15 protein-coding genes are annotated in these 15,603 nt (G+C 64.7%); 12 read left to right on the top strand and 3 right to left on the bottom strand.

Annotation, left to right across the window (positions count from 1 at the left end):
• Positions 1-198 precede the first annotated feature (198 nt).
• Positions 199-786 carry a nicotinate-nucleotide adenylyltransferase gene (locus tag AC1D08_RS15480; RefSeq protein WP_457151032.1) on the top strand — a complete coding sequence of 196 codons (588 nt, stop codon included), beginning with the start codon at positions 199-201 and terminating at the stop codon, positions 784-786.
• Positions 787-854: 68 nt separating this feature from the next.
• On the top strand, positions 855-2,147 hold the full coding sequence (locus tag AC1D08_RS15485; RefSeq protein ID WP_477423515.1) for an MFS transporter: 1,293 nt from the start codon (positions 855-857) through the stop codon (positions 2,145-2,147).
• A 54-nt stretch (positions 2,148-2,201) separates the two neighbouring features.
• Here the strand turns inward: AC1D08_RS15485 and AC1D08_RS15490 are convergent, their stop codons facing one another.
• The gene (locus AC1D08_RS15490; RefSeq protein ID WP_457151019.1) at positions 2,202-3,053 is read right to left on the bottom strand and encodes a mechanosensitive ion channel family protein; all 852 of its coding nucleotides are present in this window, start codon (positions 3,051-3,053) and stop codon (positions 2,202-2,204) included.
• Positions 3,054-3,295: 242 nt separating this feature from the next.
• Here AC1D08_RS15490 and rsfS point away from each other — a divergent pair, with 242 nt between their 5' ends.
• The 10 genes from rsfS (at position 3,296) to AC1D08_RS15540 (ending at position 12,933) form a co-directional block, all read left to right on the top strand.
• A complete protein-coding gene (rsfS, locus tag AC1D08_RS15495) occupies positions 3,296-3,673 on the top strand; it encodes a ribosome silencing factor (RefSeq protein WP_457151020.1) in 378 nt (125 codons plus the stop codon).
• A 56-nt stretch (positions 3,674-3,729) separates the two neighbouring features.
• Entirely contained in the window at positions 3,730-4,212 is a 483-nt protein-coding gene (gene rlmH / locus AC1D08_RS15500; protein WP_457151021.1) for a 23S rRNA (pseudouridine(1915)-N(3))-methyltransferase RlmH, read from the top strand.
• A 144-nt stretch (positions 4,213-4,356) separates the two neighbouring features.
• Positions 4,357-5,703: a murein hydrolase activator EnvC family protein gene (locus AC1D08_RS15505; protein ID WP_457151022.1), complete on the top strand. Its 1,347-nt coding sequence runs from the start codon at positions 4,357-4,359 to the stop codon at positions 5,701-5,703.
• A gap of 1 nt (position 5,704) precedes the next feature.
• Positions 5,705-7,036, top strand: a complete 1,332-nt coding sequence (locus AC1D08_RS15510) for a S41 family peptidase (RefSeq protein WP_167365099.1) — start codon at positions 5,705-5,707, stop codon at positions 7,034-7,036.
• 193 nt (positions 7,037-7,229) lie between these two features.
• Complete coding sequence (locus AC1D08_RS15515; protein ID WP_457151023.1) at positions 7,230-8,411, top strand: divergent polysaccharide deacetylase family protein; 1,182 nt, start codon at positions 7,230-7,232, stop codon at positions 8,409-8,411.
• Between the two features lie 49 nt (positions 8,412-8,460).
• On the top strand, positions 8,461-8,979 hold the full coding sequence (locus AC1D08_RS15520; RefSeq protein ID WP_095084199.1) for an RNA pyrophosphohydrolase: 519 nt from the start codon (positions 8,461-8,463) through the stop codon (positions 8,977-8,979).
• A gap of 180 nt (positions 8,980-9,159) precedes the next feature.
• On the top strand, positions 9,160-10,299 hold the full coding sequence (gene alr, locus AC1D08_RS15525) for an alanine racemase (RefSeq protein ID WP_457151025.1): 1,140 nt from the start codon (positions 9,160-9,162) through the stop codon (positions 10,297-10,299).
• Positions 10,300-10,574: 275 nt separating this feature from the next.
• Positions 10,575-10,997 (top strand): nucleoside diphosphate kinase regulator, encoded by a 423-nt coding sequence (gene rnk / locus AC1D08_RS15530; protein WP_457151026.1) that lies wholly within the window; start codon positions 10,575-10,577, stop codon positions 10,995-10,997.
• Positions 10,998-11,032: 35 nt separating this feature from the next.
• A complete protein-coding gene (locus tag AC1D08_RS15535) occupies positions 11,033-11,554 on the top strand; it encodes a GreA/GreB family elongation factor (RefSeq protein ID WP_477423517.1) in 522 nt (173 codons plus the stop codon).
• Positions 11,555-11,676: 122 nt separating this feature from the next.
• Positions 11,677-12,933, top strand: a complete 1,257-nt coding sequence (locus AC1D08_RS15540) for a D-amino acid dehydrogenase (RefSeq protein WP_457151028.1) — start codon at positions 11,677-11,679, stop codon at positions 12,931-12,933.
• Between the two features lie 25 nt (positions 12,934-12,958).
• Here AC1D08_RS15540 and AC1D08_RS15545 read toward each other — a convergent pair whose 3' ends face one another.
• Together AC1D08_RS15545 and AC1D08_RS15550 are read right to left on the bottom strand one after the other, a co-directional pair.
• Positions 12,959-15,124: a phospholipase D-like domain-containing protein gene (locus AC1D08_RS15545; protein WP_477423519.1), complete on the bottom strand. Its 2,166-nt coding sequence runs from the start codon at positions 15,122-15,124 to the stop codon at positions 12,959-12,961.
• Positions 15,121-15,564 carry a hypothetical protein gene (locus AC1D08_RS15550; RefSeq protein ID WP_457151030.1) on the bottom strand — a complete coding sequence of 148 codons (444 nt, stop codon included), beginning with the start codon at positions 15,562-15,564 and terminating at the stop codon, positions 15,121-15,123. The genes AC1D08_RS15545 and AC1D08_RS15550 overlap by 4 nt, the downstream gene beginning before the upstream one ends.
• Positions 15,565-15,603: the final 39 nt, after the last annotated feature.

The following is a 15,603-nucleotide window of genomic DNA, read 5'->3' on the forward strand; positions in this document are numbered from 1 at the left end:
CCTTGCGCCCAGCCACCCCCTTCTGTCCTGCCGGGCATCTCCCCCTCAAGGGGAGAGATTGGCTGTCACGTATGATTTCGCCAATTGCCGGCCTCGCAGGATCCCCCCTTGAGGGGGAGATGCCCGGCAGGGCAGAGGGGGGCGACTAGCGCCATGCTGTCATTGCCCCAGCCCATTATTTCTTCCCGCTACCTCAAGATGCCGCATGCCGAAAAGGGGCTCGCTATCGGCCTGTTCGGCGGCTCGTTCAATCCGCCTCACGCCGGCCATGCCCTTGTCGCCGAAATCGCGCTCAGACGCCTGGCGCTCGACCAGTTGTGGTGGATGGTGACGCCTGGCAATCCGCTGAAGAGCACGCGTGAACTGGCGCCGCTCGGCGAGCGGCTGCAGCTCTCGGACCAGATCGCCAAGAACCCGAAGATCAAGGTCACCGCGTTCGAGGCGGCGCATCACGTTCGCTTCACCGCCGACGCGCTGGCGCTGGTCAAGGCGCGCAATCCTGGCGTCGACTTCGTCTGGATCATGGGCGCCGATAGCTTGCGCGATTTCCATCGCTGGCAGCGCTGGCGCGAGATCGTCATGACCTTCCCGATCGCCGTCATCGACCGTCCGGGCGCGACGCTGTCGTTTCTGTCGTCGGTCGTCGCCAAGACCTTCGACTATGCCCGCGTCGACGAAGGGGATGCGCCAAGGCTCGCCCGCATGAAGGCGCCGGCCTGGACCTTCATCCACGGCCCGCGCTCGTCGCTGTCGTCGAGCGCGATCCGCAAGCTGGCCAGGGGTTGAGCCCGCTCACCCGGCGATGTCGCTTTTATCGCTTCCTTTGCCCGTTTCATGGGCAATCCTGAGCAGGCATGTCGATCCCCAGGAAACACCGCGCCGAAGCCGGGCAAGGCGATGAACCCACGCCGCTGATCGCGATTGCCAGCGTGATCGCGTCGATGGCGCTGATCGCCGTCGGCAATGGGCTGATGTTTGCCTATATCCCGGTCCGGCTTGGCGCCGAGGGCTTCGATCCGACCTGGGCCGGCCTGATCATCACCGGACTTTCGGCAGGCGGCCTCGCCGGCTGTATCCTGACCGGACCGCTGGTGCGAAGGGTCGGCCATGCTCGCGCCTTCATGGTGCTGTCGGCGCTGATCGCGCTGGCCAATGCCGCTGTCGGCGCCGGCCCGCATCCGTTGCTCTGGATCGCCGCCCGCGCGCTCTACGGCTTTGCCATATGCGGCCTGTTCATCGTCGCGCAAAGCTGGCTGAACGATGCCGTTGCCAATGCCATCCGTGGCCGCGTGATGGCGTTCTTCTACGTTGCCTATGTCGCCGGGCTCGGCGTCGGCTATGCGACGCTGGCTTTTGTCGACATCAGAACCGCGGACGCGCCGCTGATCGGCATCGTCTTCACGGCACTGTCGATCCTGCCCGTGGGGTTGACCAGGCTTGCCCAGCCGCCGCCACCGCAAGCGGCCTCGGTGGCGCTCGGCCGGGCCTGGCGGATTTCGCCTGTCGGCGTCGCCGGCATGCTTGCCGTCGGCGGCCTGTCGATGTCGATCGCCGGCTTCGCGCCGATCCATGCCACCGCCAAGGGCTACAGCCAGGCCGACGTCGCCCTGCTGCTTTCGGCAATGCCGGTCGGCACCCTGATCCTGCAGATCCCGCTCGGCTGGATTTCCGACCGAACCGACCGCCGCTATGTGCTGATCGCCGCGGCCGCGCTCGCCATGGTCGCCGGCCTGCTCGCGCTCGGGTTCGATGGCGGCGCGCTGGCGGCTCTGGTGGTGATCTACATCGTCTGGGATGGTGCCTCGGAATCGATCTATTCGCTGGCCAGTGCGCATGCCGCCGACCGCGCCGGCAAGGACGACCTGGTGGCGCTGTCCAGCTCGCTGTTGTTTGCCTGGTCGCTTTCGGGCTTCATCGTGCCCGGCATCGTGACCGCGCTGTCGGCCGTCTTCGGGACGCAGGCCTTCATCTATGTGGCGATCGTCATCGCCTGCGCCTTCTGCCTGTTCGTGCTTTTGCGCGTTGTGACGACGCGGGCTGTTCCCGCAGCCGAAACCGGCAGTTTCGCGCCGATGACAGCGCAGGCGCCGTTGCCGGTCGAACTCGCCTTCGGACCGGACGAGCAGCCCCGGAACCGGGGCAACTGATTGGCTAGAGCATGATCTTTTCCGAAAACCGAAAGCCGCCTTCGGGATCATGCTTTATTGCCGGCGGGCTTCCGGCGCCGGCGCTTCGGGTGGCGGGAGCGGGATCGATATGCCTTCCGCGTCGAATTCCTGCTTGGCGCGCTTGGTGAGATCGGCCTGGGTGGCAAAGAAATCCGCGGCCGATGTCCAGTAGCGCAAGGCGATGGAGACCGTGCTTTCACCCAATGTCGCGACGAAAGCGATCGGCGCCGGCTCGCGCTTGACCCGGCGCTCGGTGGTGGCGATGGCAAGCAGCGTCTTCTGGGCGCGGTCGATGTCGTTCCAGGAGCCGATCGAGAGCGTGATGTCGCCGCGGCGGACGCCGTTGCGCGTGTAGTTGCGCACCGGCTGGTTCCACAGCGTCGAATTGGGCGCCAGGATGTAGACGCCGTCGGCGGTCCTGAGCCTCGTCGCGAAGAGGCCAATCTCCTCGATCGAGCCGGCAATCGAACCGACCTCGACGGATTCGCCGATACGGAACGGCCGCAGCGCCAGGAGCATGATGCCGGCCGCGATATTCTGCAGCGTGCCTTGCAGCGCCAGGCCGATGGCAAGACCGATGGCGCCGATGGCGGCAATGATCGATGCTGTCTGCACGCCGAACTGGCCGAGCACCATAATCGTGACGAGGATCAGGATGGCATAGCGGACGATCTTGGAGAAGAAATGCCGCAACGTTGCGTCGAAACCGTGGATGTGGCCGAGACCAGAGGAGATGGAACGCTCGGCAAGGCCGGCAACGACATAGCCGACAACCAGGAGGATGACGGCGCCGATGGCCGAGAAGGCGTAGGAAACGATCAGCGTGCTGAGTTGCGCAAGGCCGGCCTGGACAGTGAGAAGGGTGTTCTGCGGGTCGATAGGCATGGGGAAAATCCGGTTGGTGGGCGACCCGATAACCCACGCAGGCGCCATGGGTTCCGATCTTTTTCGGCATGCGGTGGAACCGCGGGACCGACAATACGTTCGTGCGCGACAGGGCGCCGTCTTGAAACTGCAACGGAACTCTGCCTATTTAAGCGGTGTCACCTGCTTTTGGGGGTGATTTGGTTGTTCTTGCTGCGAAAGGAAATACACTGAGAACAGCACTGCGGAAGAAGGCCGATATCATGCCTTCGCCGGCCGGGATCAGCGTAAACGACGCCGTGTCCCGCGCCATCAAGACAGTCCTTGCCAGTCTGGAAGACTCCAAGGCCGAAAATATCGTCTCAATCGACATTCAGGGGAAATCGAGCCTCGGCGACTACATGGTCGTCGCGTCGGGCCGATCGCACCGTCATGTCTCGGCTGTCGCCGATCACCTGCTCAAGGCGCTCAAGGATGCCGGTCTCGGCACGGCGCGCGTCGAGGGGCTGGCAGGCGCCGACTGGGTCCTGATCGATTCAGGCGACATCATCGTCCATGTCTTCCGTCCCGAAGTCCGCGAATTCTACAATCTCGAAAAGATGTGGCAGGCGCCGGACCTCGAGGAAGAGACAATCCACTAAGCCGCCTTTGTTTTGATGCATGTCACGGCATGCATTGGCGGCTTATAGGGGCGAGGATGAAGGTATCAGTTCATGCCGTGGGCCGGATGAAAGCCGGCCCCGAGAAGCAGCTCGCCGACCGCTATTTCGAGCGCTTTGCCAAAAGCGGCCCGGCGGTGGGGTTAGAATTTGCCGGCGTGGCCGAAATCGCCGAGGGGCGCGCGCAGACCGCCAACGAGCGCCGGCGCGACGAAGGCCAGAAGCTGCAGGGGCAGTTGCAGCCCGGCACCGCACTGATCTTGCTCGACGAACGCGGCAAGAATTTTTCCTCCGAAGACTTTGCGGGGCGCATCGGCCAGCTGCGTGATGGCGGCCGCAAGGCGCTGGTCATCGCCATCGGCGGCGCCGACGGGCACGATCAGCCGCTCCGCGATCAAGCAGAATTGGTGATGTCGTTCGGATTGCTGACCTGGCCGCACCAACTGGTCCGCGTGATGCTGGGGGAGCAGCTGTATCGGGCGGCGACCATCCTTTCCGGCCATCCCTATCATCGTTCGTAACCGAGTGGTTTGGCGCGACCATACGGATTTCCGCCCCAATGCGCCATCAAACTGCGCCAATTGGGGCTCTCGCACATGGTTTAGGGGGGCTTTCGAACATGGTTGATTGTTCGTTAACGAAGCCACGCATAGAGTCGGGCTTCAATGTCTGAAGACGGGAAATCATCAGGGACGGCCTCATGGCGCGCGCGCTGCGGCATCGCGGCGGCGGTGCTCGTGCTGTCGTTGCATGCGGTGCGGGCTGAGAACACGCTCGACCTTGCCCCCGATCCGGACCAGAGCCGCGCCGAATACGAACAGGTCTCGAAGGAGATCACGCTGTCGTCCGAGCGCCTGGCCAAGCTCGCCGCCGACATCGCGACGATCAAGAAGGACCATGCCTCGATTACCGCCGCTTTGATCCAGTCGGCCATGACCGAGCAGAAGCTCGGCCAGGACATCGAGGATATCGGCGCCAAGCTGGAAGGACTGAAGGGCCAGGAACAGAAGATCCGCACATCGCTTGCGGCACGGCGCGACGTGCTGGCCGAAGTGCTGGGCGCCCTGCAGCGCATGGGGCTCAACCCGCCGCCGGCGATCCTGGTCAAGCCCGAGGACGCGCTGTCGTCGGTGCGTAGCGCCATCCTGCTCGGCGCCGTGGTGCCGGAACTGCGCCAGCAGACCGATAGCCTGCTGGCCGATCTCAAGGAGCAGTCGCGCGTGACGGCTTCGATCGAGGCCGAGCGGGCGCGGTTGACGGCGGCGGTTGGCGACCAGACAGCGGAAAAGAAGCGGCTCGGCATGCTGCTGGAGGCCAAGCAGAAGCTCGAAGCCGACACGCAAACGCAAATGGCCGCGGAAAAGCAGCGGTCGGAAGCGCTGGCGGCCAAGGCCGGAAGCCTGAAGGACTTGATCGCCTCGCTCGAAGCCGACAAGAGCCGCAAGGCGGCCGATGCGGCCAAGGCCGCCCAGCAGAAGACGGCGGACGGCGACAAGACGTCAGCGCCGGCGGAGACCCCAGCGGAATTGGCGTCCCTGCCTGTACCGGAAGGCAATCGACTTGCCGCGGCGGCACCCTTTTCGGCACTGCAGGGGCAGATCGCATTGCCGGTGACCGGCCGCATCAAACGGCGATTCGGTGCCGAGGACGGTAACGGGGCGGTGATGCTTGGCGACATGGTTGCGACACAATCGGGAGCCATCGTCACCGCGCCGGCGGATGGGAATGTGCTTTATGCGGGGCCGTTTCGCTCGTATGGTCAACTCTTGATCCTGAACGCAGGCGACGGTTATCATGTCGTTTTGGCGGGGATGAGCAGAATCAGCGTCGCGACTGGCCAATCAGTGCTCGCAGGAGAGCCGGTCGGCGCGATGGGAGAGGCCCGGGTGGCGAGCACCTCGGTTTCGAAGAATGTAAATGCCACACCGGAACTCTATGTCGAGTTCCGCAAGGATGGAAAACCCGTCGATCCGGCCCCATGGTGGGCGGACCGTTTTTCTGGAAGGACGTGAAATGATGCGGAAACTGTCGCTTCTGTTTGCCGGTGCGCTGATGGGCGCGTCCGCCATGAGCCTTGTTTATGGCACACCCGGCTCGGCGGCGAACGCTGCAGGGTCGGAGACCTACAAGCAACTGGCCATCTTCGGCGATATCTTCGAGCGGGTGCGGGCGCAATATGTGACGCCGCCCGACGACAAGTCGCTGGTCGAGAACGCCATCAACGGCATGCTTGCCTCGCTTGACCCGCACTCCTCCTACATGAACGCCGAGCAGGCGCAGGACATGCGCGTGCAGACCAAGGGTGAGTTCGGCGGCCTCGGCATCGAGGTCACCATGGAAAACGACCTGGTCAAGGTGATCACGCCGATCGACGACACGCCGGCCGCCAAGGCAGGCGTGCTTGCCGGCGACTATATCGCGAAGATCGACGGCGAGGAGGTTCGCGGCCTGACCCTCAATGACGCGGTCGAGAAGATGCGCGGTCTGGTAAACACGCCGATCAAGCTCACCATCCTGCGTCAGGGCGCCGACAAGCCGATCGAACTGACGGTCGTGCGCGACATCATCAAGGTCAAGGCGGTCAAGTTCCGGGTCGAAAACGACATCGGCTACATGAAGATCACCTCGTTCACCGAAAAGACCTATGACGACCTCGAGAACGCCATCGACACCATCAAGAAGCAGGTGCCGAACGACAAGCTCAAGGGCTATGTGCTCGACCTGCGCCTCAATCCGGGCGGCCTGCTCGACCAGGCAGTGAGCGTCTCCGATGCGTTCCTCAACCGCGGCGAGATCGTCTCGACGCGCGGTCGCGATCCGAAGGACGTCACCCGGTTCGACGCCAAGCCCAAGCAGGTCGACGACATCAACGGCAAGCCGATGATCGTGCTGGTCAATGGTGGCTCGGCCAGTGCGTCGGAAATCGTCGCCGGCGCGTTGCAGGACCTGCGCCGCGTCACGGTGGTCGGCACGCAGTCCTTCGGCAAGGGTTCGGTGCAGACCATCATTCCGCTTGGCGAAAATGGTGCGCTGCGGCTGACGACGGCGCTCTATTACACGCCGTCCGGCAAGTCGATCCAGGGCAAGGGCATCACGCCCGACATCAAGGTCGACCAGCCGCTGCCGCCGGAACTGCAGGGCAGGGACCTGACGCGCGGCGAATCCGACCTCAAGGGCCATATCAAGGGCGCCGACGAGAGCTCGACCGGTTCAGGCTCGGCAGCCTATGTGCCTCCGGATCCGAAGGACGACCTGCAGCTCATCTATGCCGAGCAGCTGCTGCGCGGCCAGAAGACCGATCCGGCTTTCCCGCCCAATCCGGAAAAGGCCGTTCTCAACCAATAAGGGTAGCGGCCGACGGGTCTGGCCGCCTGATGGAAGCAATGCGATGCTGCCGGGACCGAAAGGTTCCGGCAGTTTGATTCGGGGCAAGGCGAGGCCCTGGGTTGCGGGCGCCAGCGGTGCGCCAGGATTGATGAATTCGCGCATGTCTTTTCGAAGCGATTTCGTCTTCGGGGCATGCGCCCGGGGATGCAGCTTGGCTGACATAGGCAAGGACATCGAACGCCCGCTTGGACAGACCGTCCGATCGCCGCGCGCGGCCGGCAAGGTCAGCGCCGGCGCGATCGCGGCAACCGTGGTCGTTCTGGCGGTGGTAGGCGTCTCCGGTGCGATCGCGCTCAGGGAAAAGCCGTTCCGCAAGCCGCAAGAGGTCGCCGTTTCGACGCCGAAAGTGACGGCGGCGGCCGAGCCTGCTGCCGCGCCGACCGCATTGGCCCCGGTGGCCGCAGCCAAGCCGGCAGCGCCCGCCAAAACCGACGGGCCGCAGATCATCCATGTGCAGACGGAGGAGGGCGACGGCCCGCCCAAGGCGGGGATCGTCATTCGCGACCCGTCAACCATGGGCCAGAACCTGAAGATCGCCCATATTCCCGACAAGGCGCTGATCGAAGCCAGCGAGACCGGGCCATTGCCCGTCCGGGCAGCCGATGGCCGGCGCCCGTTCGACGTCTATGCGCGGCCGTGGTCGGGCGCGCGTGGTGCACGGGTGGCGATCGTCATCGGCGGGCTTGCGGTTTCGCAGACAGGCACCCAGGCGGCCATCGCCAAGCTGCCGGCGGAGGTGACGCTGGCCTTCGCCCCGCAAGGCAACAGCATCGGCCGCTGGATGCAGGCGGCTCGGCAGGGCGGCCACGAGATCGTCATGCAGGTGCCGCTCGAACCGTTCGACTATCCGAATATCAACCCCGGCCGCAACACGCTGACGGTGGCGGCGAGCGCGGATGAGAATTTGAAGAACCTGCACTGGGCGCTGTCGCGGACGACAAACTACACCGGCGTCATGAACTACATGGGCGCGCGCTTTTCCGCTGACGCTACGGTGATGGAGCCGTTCATGGCCGAACTCGGCAAGCGGGGCCTGGCCTATATCGACGATGGCTCGTCGGCACGCAGCCTGGCGCCGGACCTGGCGTTGAAGGACGGCGTGCCCTTTGTTTCCGGCGACACGGCGATCGATGCCGTGCAGGATCGCGGCGCCATCCTGAAGAAACTCGACGGGCTGGAAGCCACCGCGCGCGCCAAAGGCTTTGCCGTCGGCATCGGCTCGGCCTTCGACCTGACGGTCGACACGGTGTCGACCTGGGTCACCGAGGCCAAGAAGCGCGGCATAGAGATCGTGCCGATTTCGGCGGTGGCCATCGATCCGCAAAAAGGCTAGCGATCCTCCCAAGCATCGAATTTCCAGCAACGGCCGGAACGAGGGCAAGATGGCTAAGAAGACTGTTGATCGCGAAACGCTGCCTTATCGTCCCTGTGTCGGGCTGATGATCCTCAACGCCGACGGCCTGGTCTGGGTCGGGCATCGCATTGCCGAACCAGACAGCGAATTCGCCGGCACGACACAGCTCTGGCAGATGCCACAGGGCGGCATCGACAAGGGCGAAGAGCCGTTGCAGGCGGCCGAGCGCGAGCTCTATGAAGAGACCGGCATGCGTGGCGTCTCGCTGCTCGCCGAGGCGCCGGACTGGATCAATTACGATTTGCCGGACCACCTCGTCGGCATCGCCTTCAAGGGCAGGTATCGCGGCCAGACGCAGAAATGGTTCGCCTTCCGCTTTCACGGCGATGTCGGTGAGATCCAGATCAATCCGCCGCCGGGCGGACACACCGCCGAATTCGACAAATGGGCATGGCGACCGATGCAGGACCTGCCCGACCTGATCGTGCCGTTCAAGCGCCATGTCTACGAGGAAGTAGTGGCGGCGTTCCGGCATCTGGCGCAATAGCCTCGACACGAAACGACCGCAGTTGCCGCGCCGGCCTGGCGGTCCTATTGATGTCTAAAGCGCGTCGCGTTTGAACGGATTCAAGCGATGCGCTTCAGGCCGTTGTTTTATGCATGTCGTTCTCCCGAAACCGGGACCACTTTTGGGCGACATGCACTATCCGCCACGAGAAGGGTCGCCATGAACGACGCCCCCAAGAGGTCGCTGCCCGAGGACATCGCTGCCACAGGCGAAGCGGTGGCGGGCGCCATCTTGACCATCGACTTTGGCGCGATCCGTGAAAACTACCGGCGGTTGAAAGCGCACCTGGGCAGCGTGCGCTGTGCCGGCGTGGTCAAGGCCGACGGCTACGGCCTCGGCGCGAGCCGGGTGGCGGCGGCACTCGCCGGCGAAGGTTGCGATATCTTCTTCGTCGCGCTTCTGGGCGAAGGCATCGCCTTGCGCCGCTCGCTCGGGCCGGGTTCCGCTATTTTTGTGCTGAACGGCATTCCGCCCGGTGCCGAGCCGGACGCCGTGGCGGCAGACCTTGCAGCCGTTGTCAACAGTCCGGAACAACTGGCGGCCTGGCGTGCGGCGGCCGGCCGCGCCGGCCGAAAGCTGCCGGCGGCGATCCAGGTCGACAGCGGCATGTCGCGGCTCGGCATGGCGCCCAGGGATGTCGAGCGCGTTGCCGCCGATCCCGGTGCCTTCGACGGCATCGATGTCCGTTTTGTGATGAGCCATCTGGCCTGCGCCGACGAGCCGGAACATCCGGCCAACGAGCGGCAGCGACTGGCGTTCGAGCGGCTGCGCGCACTGTTGCCCGAGGCGCCGGCCTCGTTCACCAATTCATCCGGCATCTTTCTTGGGCAGCGCTTTCACTATGATCTCGCCCGGCCGGGTGCCGCGCTCTATGGCATCAATCCGACACCGGCCCGACCAAACCCGATGCTGCCGGTGGTGCGGCTGCAGGCCAAGGTGGTGCAGACACGCATGCTGGAGGCCGGAGTTGGTGTCGGCTATGGCCACACCTTCCGCACCACGGCTCCGCTCACGGCCGCGACGATTTCGCTCGGCTATGCCGATGGCTGGCATCGCCGCGCGGCGTCCGCGGCCTGGTTCGAGGGCGTGCGGCTGCCCTTCCTTGGGCGGGTGTCGATGGATTCGATCATTCTCGACATTTCCGCTTTGCCACCCGGCAGGCTGGGCGAGGGCGATCTCGTCGAACTGCTCGGCCCCTCGCAAAGCGTCGACGACGCGGCCGGCCATGCCGGCACCATCGGCTACGAAATCCTGACCAGCCTCGGCCACCGCTTTCATCGGCGTTACGTCGACGGCTGAGCGGTTTGGCCGCGCTTGACAAGCATGCGCCTGTCGGCAAGGGTCGGTGCATGAGCAACCTCGCCCTTATCAGAACCTTGTTCAGGGTCTGCCCGATCGCGGGATCGTAGCCCCGGCGCGGCCGCCTTCTTGGCGTCCGTCCGAACCGGGGCATCCATACATCCAACACCGCCATCAAGCCTGACAGCCCTCGCGGCTGCCGGCTTTTCATCAGGCTGCCGTCAGTACGGCGGCAAGCGCGCATCTATTCGATGCGCCAATCCAAGAGGTTTGCCATGCAACATGCAACAGGACTGCACCCACAGAACCAGCTCACAGTCAGCGATGCCGACCATGACAGGCTGACAGGCCTGGCGAGAGCGTCGCTCGACCGCACGCCTGAGACGGCCGAAGAGCTGCTTTCGGAAATGGACCGGGCCGTCGTCACGGAAGCGGCGGCGATGCCTGCCGGCGTGGTGCAAATGGGCTCGACAGTGACAATCCGTGGCGAAAACGGGGACACCCAGCGCATCACGCTGGTCTACCCCGGCGATGCCGATATCACTGAAAACAGGATCTCGGTGCTGACGCCGATGGGGACGGCGCTCATCGGCGCAACCGTCGGGCAGGCGGTGTGCTGGAGCAGCCGTGGCGGCAGGGAACTGTCGGTGACCGTCGAAGCCGTCGAAACGCCCGCCTCCGGCCCGCAGCGGTCCTGATCGTGGAGATGATGATGGCAGGCACGAACTGTTGCTTGACGACCAAGGACTTTGCCGTCCTCGAAGTCATGCTGGAGCGTCGACGGGCATTCGCGGACCCGATGGTGGATATGCTTGAACACAAGCTTGCAAACGCCGATCTCGTCTCGATCGATGTGGTCGAACCCGATATCGTGACGCTGAACAGCAGAGTGGTGTTTTGCATCGACGTCGGCCCTGCCGAGACGCGGACCCTGGTGCAAAACGAAGTGCGCGGACCGGTCGGCTCCAGTCTGTCGATCGCCACGAGGCGCGGGCTTTGCATGCTTGGCATGGCCCAAGGCCAGACGGCCATGATCGAACAGGCCGACGGCAGGAACGAGTCGATCCTGATCAAGGCGGTGCTCTACCAGCCCGAGGCTGCGCGACGCGCAGTCAAGGAGAAATCCCCGGCCGAGGTGAGGCGACCATATGGGCTCACCCTGGTCTACAGCGCCGCGGCCGACAGGCGGCCTCTTGGCGAGACGGCTGGAATGCGGCAGACAGAGGACGACGACCCCGGTCCCTCGGCGGCGTGAACGGGCAACAGTGCATGGTCTCGAAAATCGGAATCGATTTTCGGAAAGGATCATGCGCAAATCGGAAAATGCGGCCGCGTCTATGGTCGTCCGGAAGGACGCGGCACGGCAAGGAGTGAACGATGAAAATCATGGTGCTGGGCGGTGGCGTCATCGGGGTGACCACGGCGTACTATCTCGCCGAGGCCGGCCACGAGGTGACGGTGGTCGATCGCCAGAAAGGCCCGGCGCTGGAAACCAGCTTCGCCAATGCCGGCGAGATTTCGCCCGGCTATGCCTCGCCCTGGGCCGGGCCCGGTATCCCGCTGAAGGCGATCAAGTGGCTGCTGATGAAGCATGGCCCGCTGGTCGTGCGGCCGGCCTTCGACCCGCATATGTGGACATGGCTGCTCAAGATGCTGCGCAATTGCACGGCCGAGCGCTATGCGATCAACAAGGCGCGCATGGTGCCGCTGGCCGAATACAGCCGCGACACGCTGAAGGCGCTGCGCGAGGCGACCGGCATCGCCTATGACGAGCGTGCCCAGGGCACGCTGCAGTTATTTCGCACGCAGAAGCAGCTCGACGGCACCGGTGGCGATGTCGAGGTGCTGAAGAAGTATGGCGTGCCCTATGAGATCCTCGACCAGGACGGCTGCACCGCGGCGGAGCCAGGCCTGGCCGGAGTGCGCGAAAAGTTCGTCGGCGGCCTCAGGCTGCCGCGCGACGAGACCGGCGACTGCAAGATGTTCACCGACCGGCTGGCCGAGCTGTGCGTGGCTCGCGGGGTCAAATTCGAATATGGTCTGACGGTTTGGCGCGTTATCCGCAGCCGCAACCGCATCGCCAATCTCAGCACCAGCAAGGGCTGGCTGACCGCCGACGCCTATGTCATGGCCATGGGCAGCTATTCGGCGGATTTCATGCGTCGGGTGAAGCGGCCGATCCCGGTCTATCCGGTCAAGGGCTATTCGATCACCGTGCCGATCCAGGATGCCGCCGTGGCGCCGGTGTCGACGGTGATGGACGAGACCTACAAGGTGGCGATCACCCGGCTGGGGAATCGCATCCGGGTCGGCGGCACGGCCGAGATTTCCGGCTTCGACCTCAGGCTGCACGAATCACGACGGCGCACGCTCGAACACTCGGTCGGCGATCTCTTTCCGGGCGCCGGCGCGATGCGGGACGCGACGTTCTGGTGTGGGCTGCGGCCGATGACGCCGGATGGTCCGCCGCTGATCGGCCGCACCGAGCTTTCCAACCTCTATCTCAACACCGGCCACGGCACGCTCGGCTGGACCATGGCGTGCGGCTCGGCCAAGGTGCTGTCCGATATCATCTCCAGCCGGGTGCCGGACATCGATGTCCGAGATCTCGCACAGGAACGCTATCTGCGATAGGGCGCCGCGACGTCGCCCAAATTCGTCAAAACGCCTGCCTGACCCAGTCTTCGTCGAACAGCAGCCGATAGGCCCACGGGATCGTGACGTTGGTGGGAACCGGGTTGGAGTGGGCGAGATAGTCGTCATAGATCGCCTTCATCCTGGTGTAGAAGGCGGGGTCCAGCACCATCATGCCGTTCTCCGAATCATGGAAGAAGCTGCGGTTGTTGAGATTGACCGAGGAGATGGCGACCAACCTTTCATCGATCATCATGATCTTGGAATGCAGCACGACATCGGGCGCCTTGAACTCGCGAATGTCGATGCGGTCGCCATACTTCTCGACGAACAGCTTGTTGAGCGCGGTGAGGAACCTGCCGCCAATGTCGCCTTTGAGATCGATACGGCCGACAATGTCGATCTTGACGCCGCGGGCGAGCGCCCGGTCGAACGCGTGGTTAAGTTTCGGCGTCAGGTTGAGATAGGGATTGACGATCTGGATATGGTGCTGGGCGGCGTCGACCAGCTCGACGAAATAATCCTCCAGCGCATGGCCATCCGCGTAGGGCACGGAGATGAAGTGCCGCGCCGTGCCTGACGGGCGGTGGCCGTCGGACCGAACCGGAATGGAGAAAGGCCGCGCGATGTTGGTGTCGGCGTCGCGAAGCCACACTGTCGAGAGATGCGCGGCGAGCGCCTCGACCGTGGTCCGGTCGGTGAACTCGATGTCGAAGTCGCTCCAGTTCGAATAGTAGTTCAACGAAAAGCCGTCGGTCCTGCCATATTGCTCCAGATCCGGATAGCGGGACAGATCGATCGGCTGGTGGAACAGGAAGCCGTCATGGATGTTGCGGCCGCCGATGATGACGCGCGAGCGCCCGGGATCCTCAGCCAGCGTCGCCAGCATCTTGATGTGGTGGGTCTTGTGAAATTGTGAGATCTGCTCGTCGATCGGTGCGCCCCGATCGGCCCGCCAGCGGTACTCCTGCAACTCGACATTGGGGAACTCGGCCGCCAGCCGGTGCAGCAGCGCGTCGTCCTTGTCGCGCTCCAGCACGTCTGTGACCATGATGCGCACCTTGGTGCCGAGCGCGGCATGGTGGCGGATCAGCCGTTCGATGATGCGGCCGGAAAAATCCGCCTTGAATTCGAGCGAGGACAGATAGATCAGCTTCAGCCTTGGCGCCTTCGAGAAGTCGAGCGGCAGCTCCGGGTCGCCCCTGTCGATGGCGCTGTCGGGCAGCGGCGTTCCCATCAGCGCCTCGACCTTGGCGTTGAAGCCGTCGCGCGACTTGCGCAGCAGGCGCGGCTCTCCGATCGGCAAGGCGCAGGTCTGCGACAGCCAGCGGCTGGCGTAGAAGGCGCGGCTGAGCGGGTCGAGGCCCTTGGGGTCAGGCGTCGGGCAACGCTCGTAGCGGCTGTCGAAAGCGGCGAGCGCCGGGTCGGCGGTCTCTTCGCGCCGGATGGTGAGGGGCGCGCCGGCCGGGACAAGGCTGGAGCGGATTCTTGCGGTGCAGCGGTTCAGGCTGTCACTTGGGAACAGGCTGACCGTGTCGTCCTCGCCAGACAGGCGAAAGCGGAATGCCATGCCCGCGGCAATGGTTCGCGAACCGGCACCGTCGCGCAGCGCCAACGCGCCATCGCATGAGCCGTCGATCTCGGCCGGTTGCTTGCCCGCCTGGCGCAGCACGATCTCGACGCTGCGCGCCTGCAGGCCGGAAAAATCGAATGTCTTGGGCGGCGAAGGCCGTGCCGCCGCGTCGATGTAGAGCGTCTGCCGCGACACCCGCCAGCGTCCGTCGAAATGGCCATCGCCGCTGCCACCGCCGGCCGGCGGCAGATGCGTTTCGGCAACCGGTCCGGCCAGGTGCTGCAGCGTCCGGTAGGTCGCCTGGAAATCGCTGTTGCGGATCTCATGGCGGTCGTGGCCGAAAGGGCCGGCGCCGTTGGCCCGGTCCATGGCGCCGAGCTGGTGGTCGGCGAGCAGTGCCAGGAACCGCTTTTCATAGTCGCTTGTGCCGGCGTCTCCAAAAAATTGAGCGGCGGCGACCTGCGGCCCGGGTGTGCTGGCCGATAGCGCGGGGCGAGCGCAGGCCTCTTGGCCCTGCAGCAGGTCACAGGCATTGCGGCCGGGCGAGCCGACACAGCCGGCAAGGACAACGAACGCCAGCCCGGACAGGGCCACGATAATGGCTGCGTGGCGATTCACCCGGTCGCCCCGGCCTTCAGGACGCTCAGTTGTGCCGGGTCGCGCGGCGGCATGAAGCCCTGCGGGAACACCTTGCAGACGGGGATGGCGAAAGTGGCGATCAGCAGCTCCGCCTTGCCGCGCATCTTGCGGGGTGCTGTCTTATCGTCGCGTATCGTTTTCGCCGAGGCGACAAGGGCACCATCGCAGTCGCAATGATTGTGGCGGGCGATGTAGCAGGCATCATGGATCCGGCAGGCTGCGTCGAGGCGGTCGACCGGCCGCGCCGACAGATCGCCGGTGCGGGTGCCGGGGCCGCAATAATTGCCGAAGACGAAAGGCGAAGGGCGGGCCATGGCGTAGCGGATCGGCTTGGGCAGGTCGGCCTCCGGCACTTTGGTCCATGGATTGGCGCATGCGGAAAGGGAGACCAGCGGCAGGATGGCAAGAACGGCTCGCATGTCTATCCGCGCCAGCTTTCTGAAAGATTTCCCACCTGG

This window comes from Mesorhizobium sp. P2_E6 (assembly GCF_056403835.1).

What these genes read in the sequence shown, in the direction of transcription:
- AC1D08_RS15480 (WP_457151032.1), top strand. Translation starts at nt 199, where the DNA reads ATGCCGCATGCCGAAAAGGGGCTCGCTATCGGCCTGTTCGGCGGCTCG.
- AC1D08_RS15485 (WP_477423515.1), top strand. Translation starts at nt 855, where the DNA reads ATGTCGATCCCCAGGAAACACCGCGCCGAAGCCGGGCAAGGCGATGAA.
- AC1D08_RS15490 (WP_457151019.1), bottom strand. Translation starts at nt 3,053, where the DNA reads ATGCCTATCGACCCGCAGAACACCCTTCTCACTGTCCAGGCCGGCCTT.
- rsfS (WP_457151020.1), top strand. Translation starts at nt 3,296, where the DNA reads ATGCCTTCGCCGGCCGGGATCAGCGTAAACGACGCCGTGTCCCGCGCC.
- rlmH (WP_457151021.1), top strand. Translation starts at nt 3,730, where the DNA reads ATGAAGGTATCAGTTCATGCCGTGGGCCGGATGAAAGCCGGCCCCGAG.
- AC1D08_RS15505 (WP_457151022.1), top strand. Translation starts at nt 4,357, where the DNA reads ATGTCTGAAGACGGGAAATCATCAGGGACGGCCTCATGGCGCGCGCGC.
- AC1D08_RS15510 (WP_167365099.1), top strand. Translation starts at nt 5,705, where the DNA reads ATGATGCGGAAACTGTCGCTTCTGTTTGCCGGTGCGCTGATGGGCGCG.
- AC1D08_RS15520 (WP_095084199.1), top strand. Translation starts at nt 8,461, where the DNA reads ATGGCTAAGAAGACTGTTGATCGCGAAACGCTGCCTTATCGTCCCTGT.
- alr (WP_457151025.1), top strand. Translation starts at nt 9,160, where the DNA reads ATGAACGACGCCCCCAAGAGGTCGCTGCCCGAGGACATCGCTGCCACA.
- rnk (WP_457151026.1), top strand. Translation starts at nt 10,575, where the DNA reads ATGCAACATGCAACAGGACTGCACCCACAGAACCAGCTCACAGTCAGC.
- AC1D08_RS15540 (WP_457151028.1), top strand. Translation starts at nt 11,677, where the DNA reads ATGAAAATCATGGTGCTGGGCGGTGGCGTCATCGGGGTGACCACGGCG.
- AC1D08_RS15550 (WP_457151030.1), bottom strand. Translation starts at nt 15,564, where the DNA reads ATGCGAGCCGTTCTTGCCATCCTGCCGCTGGTCTCCCTTTCCGCATGC.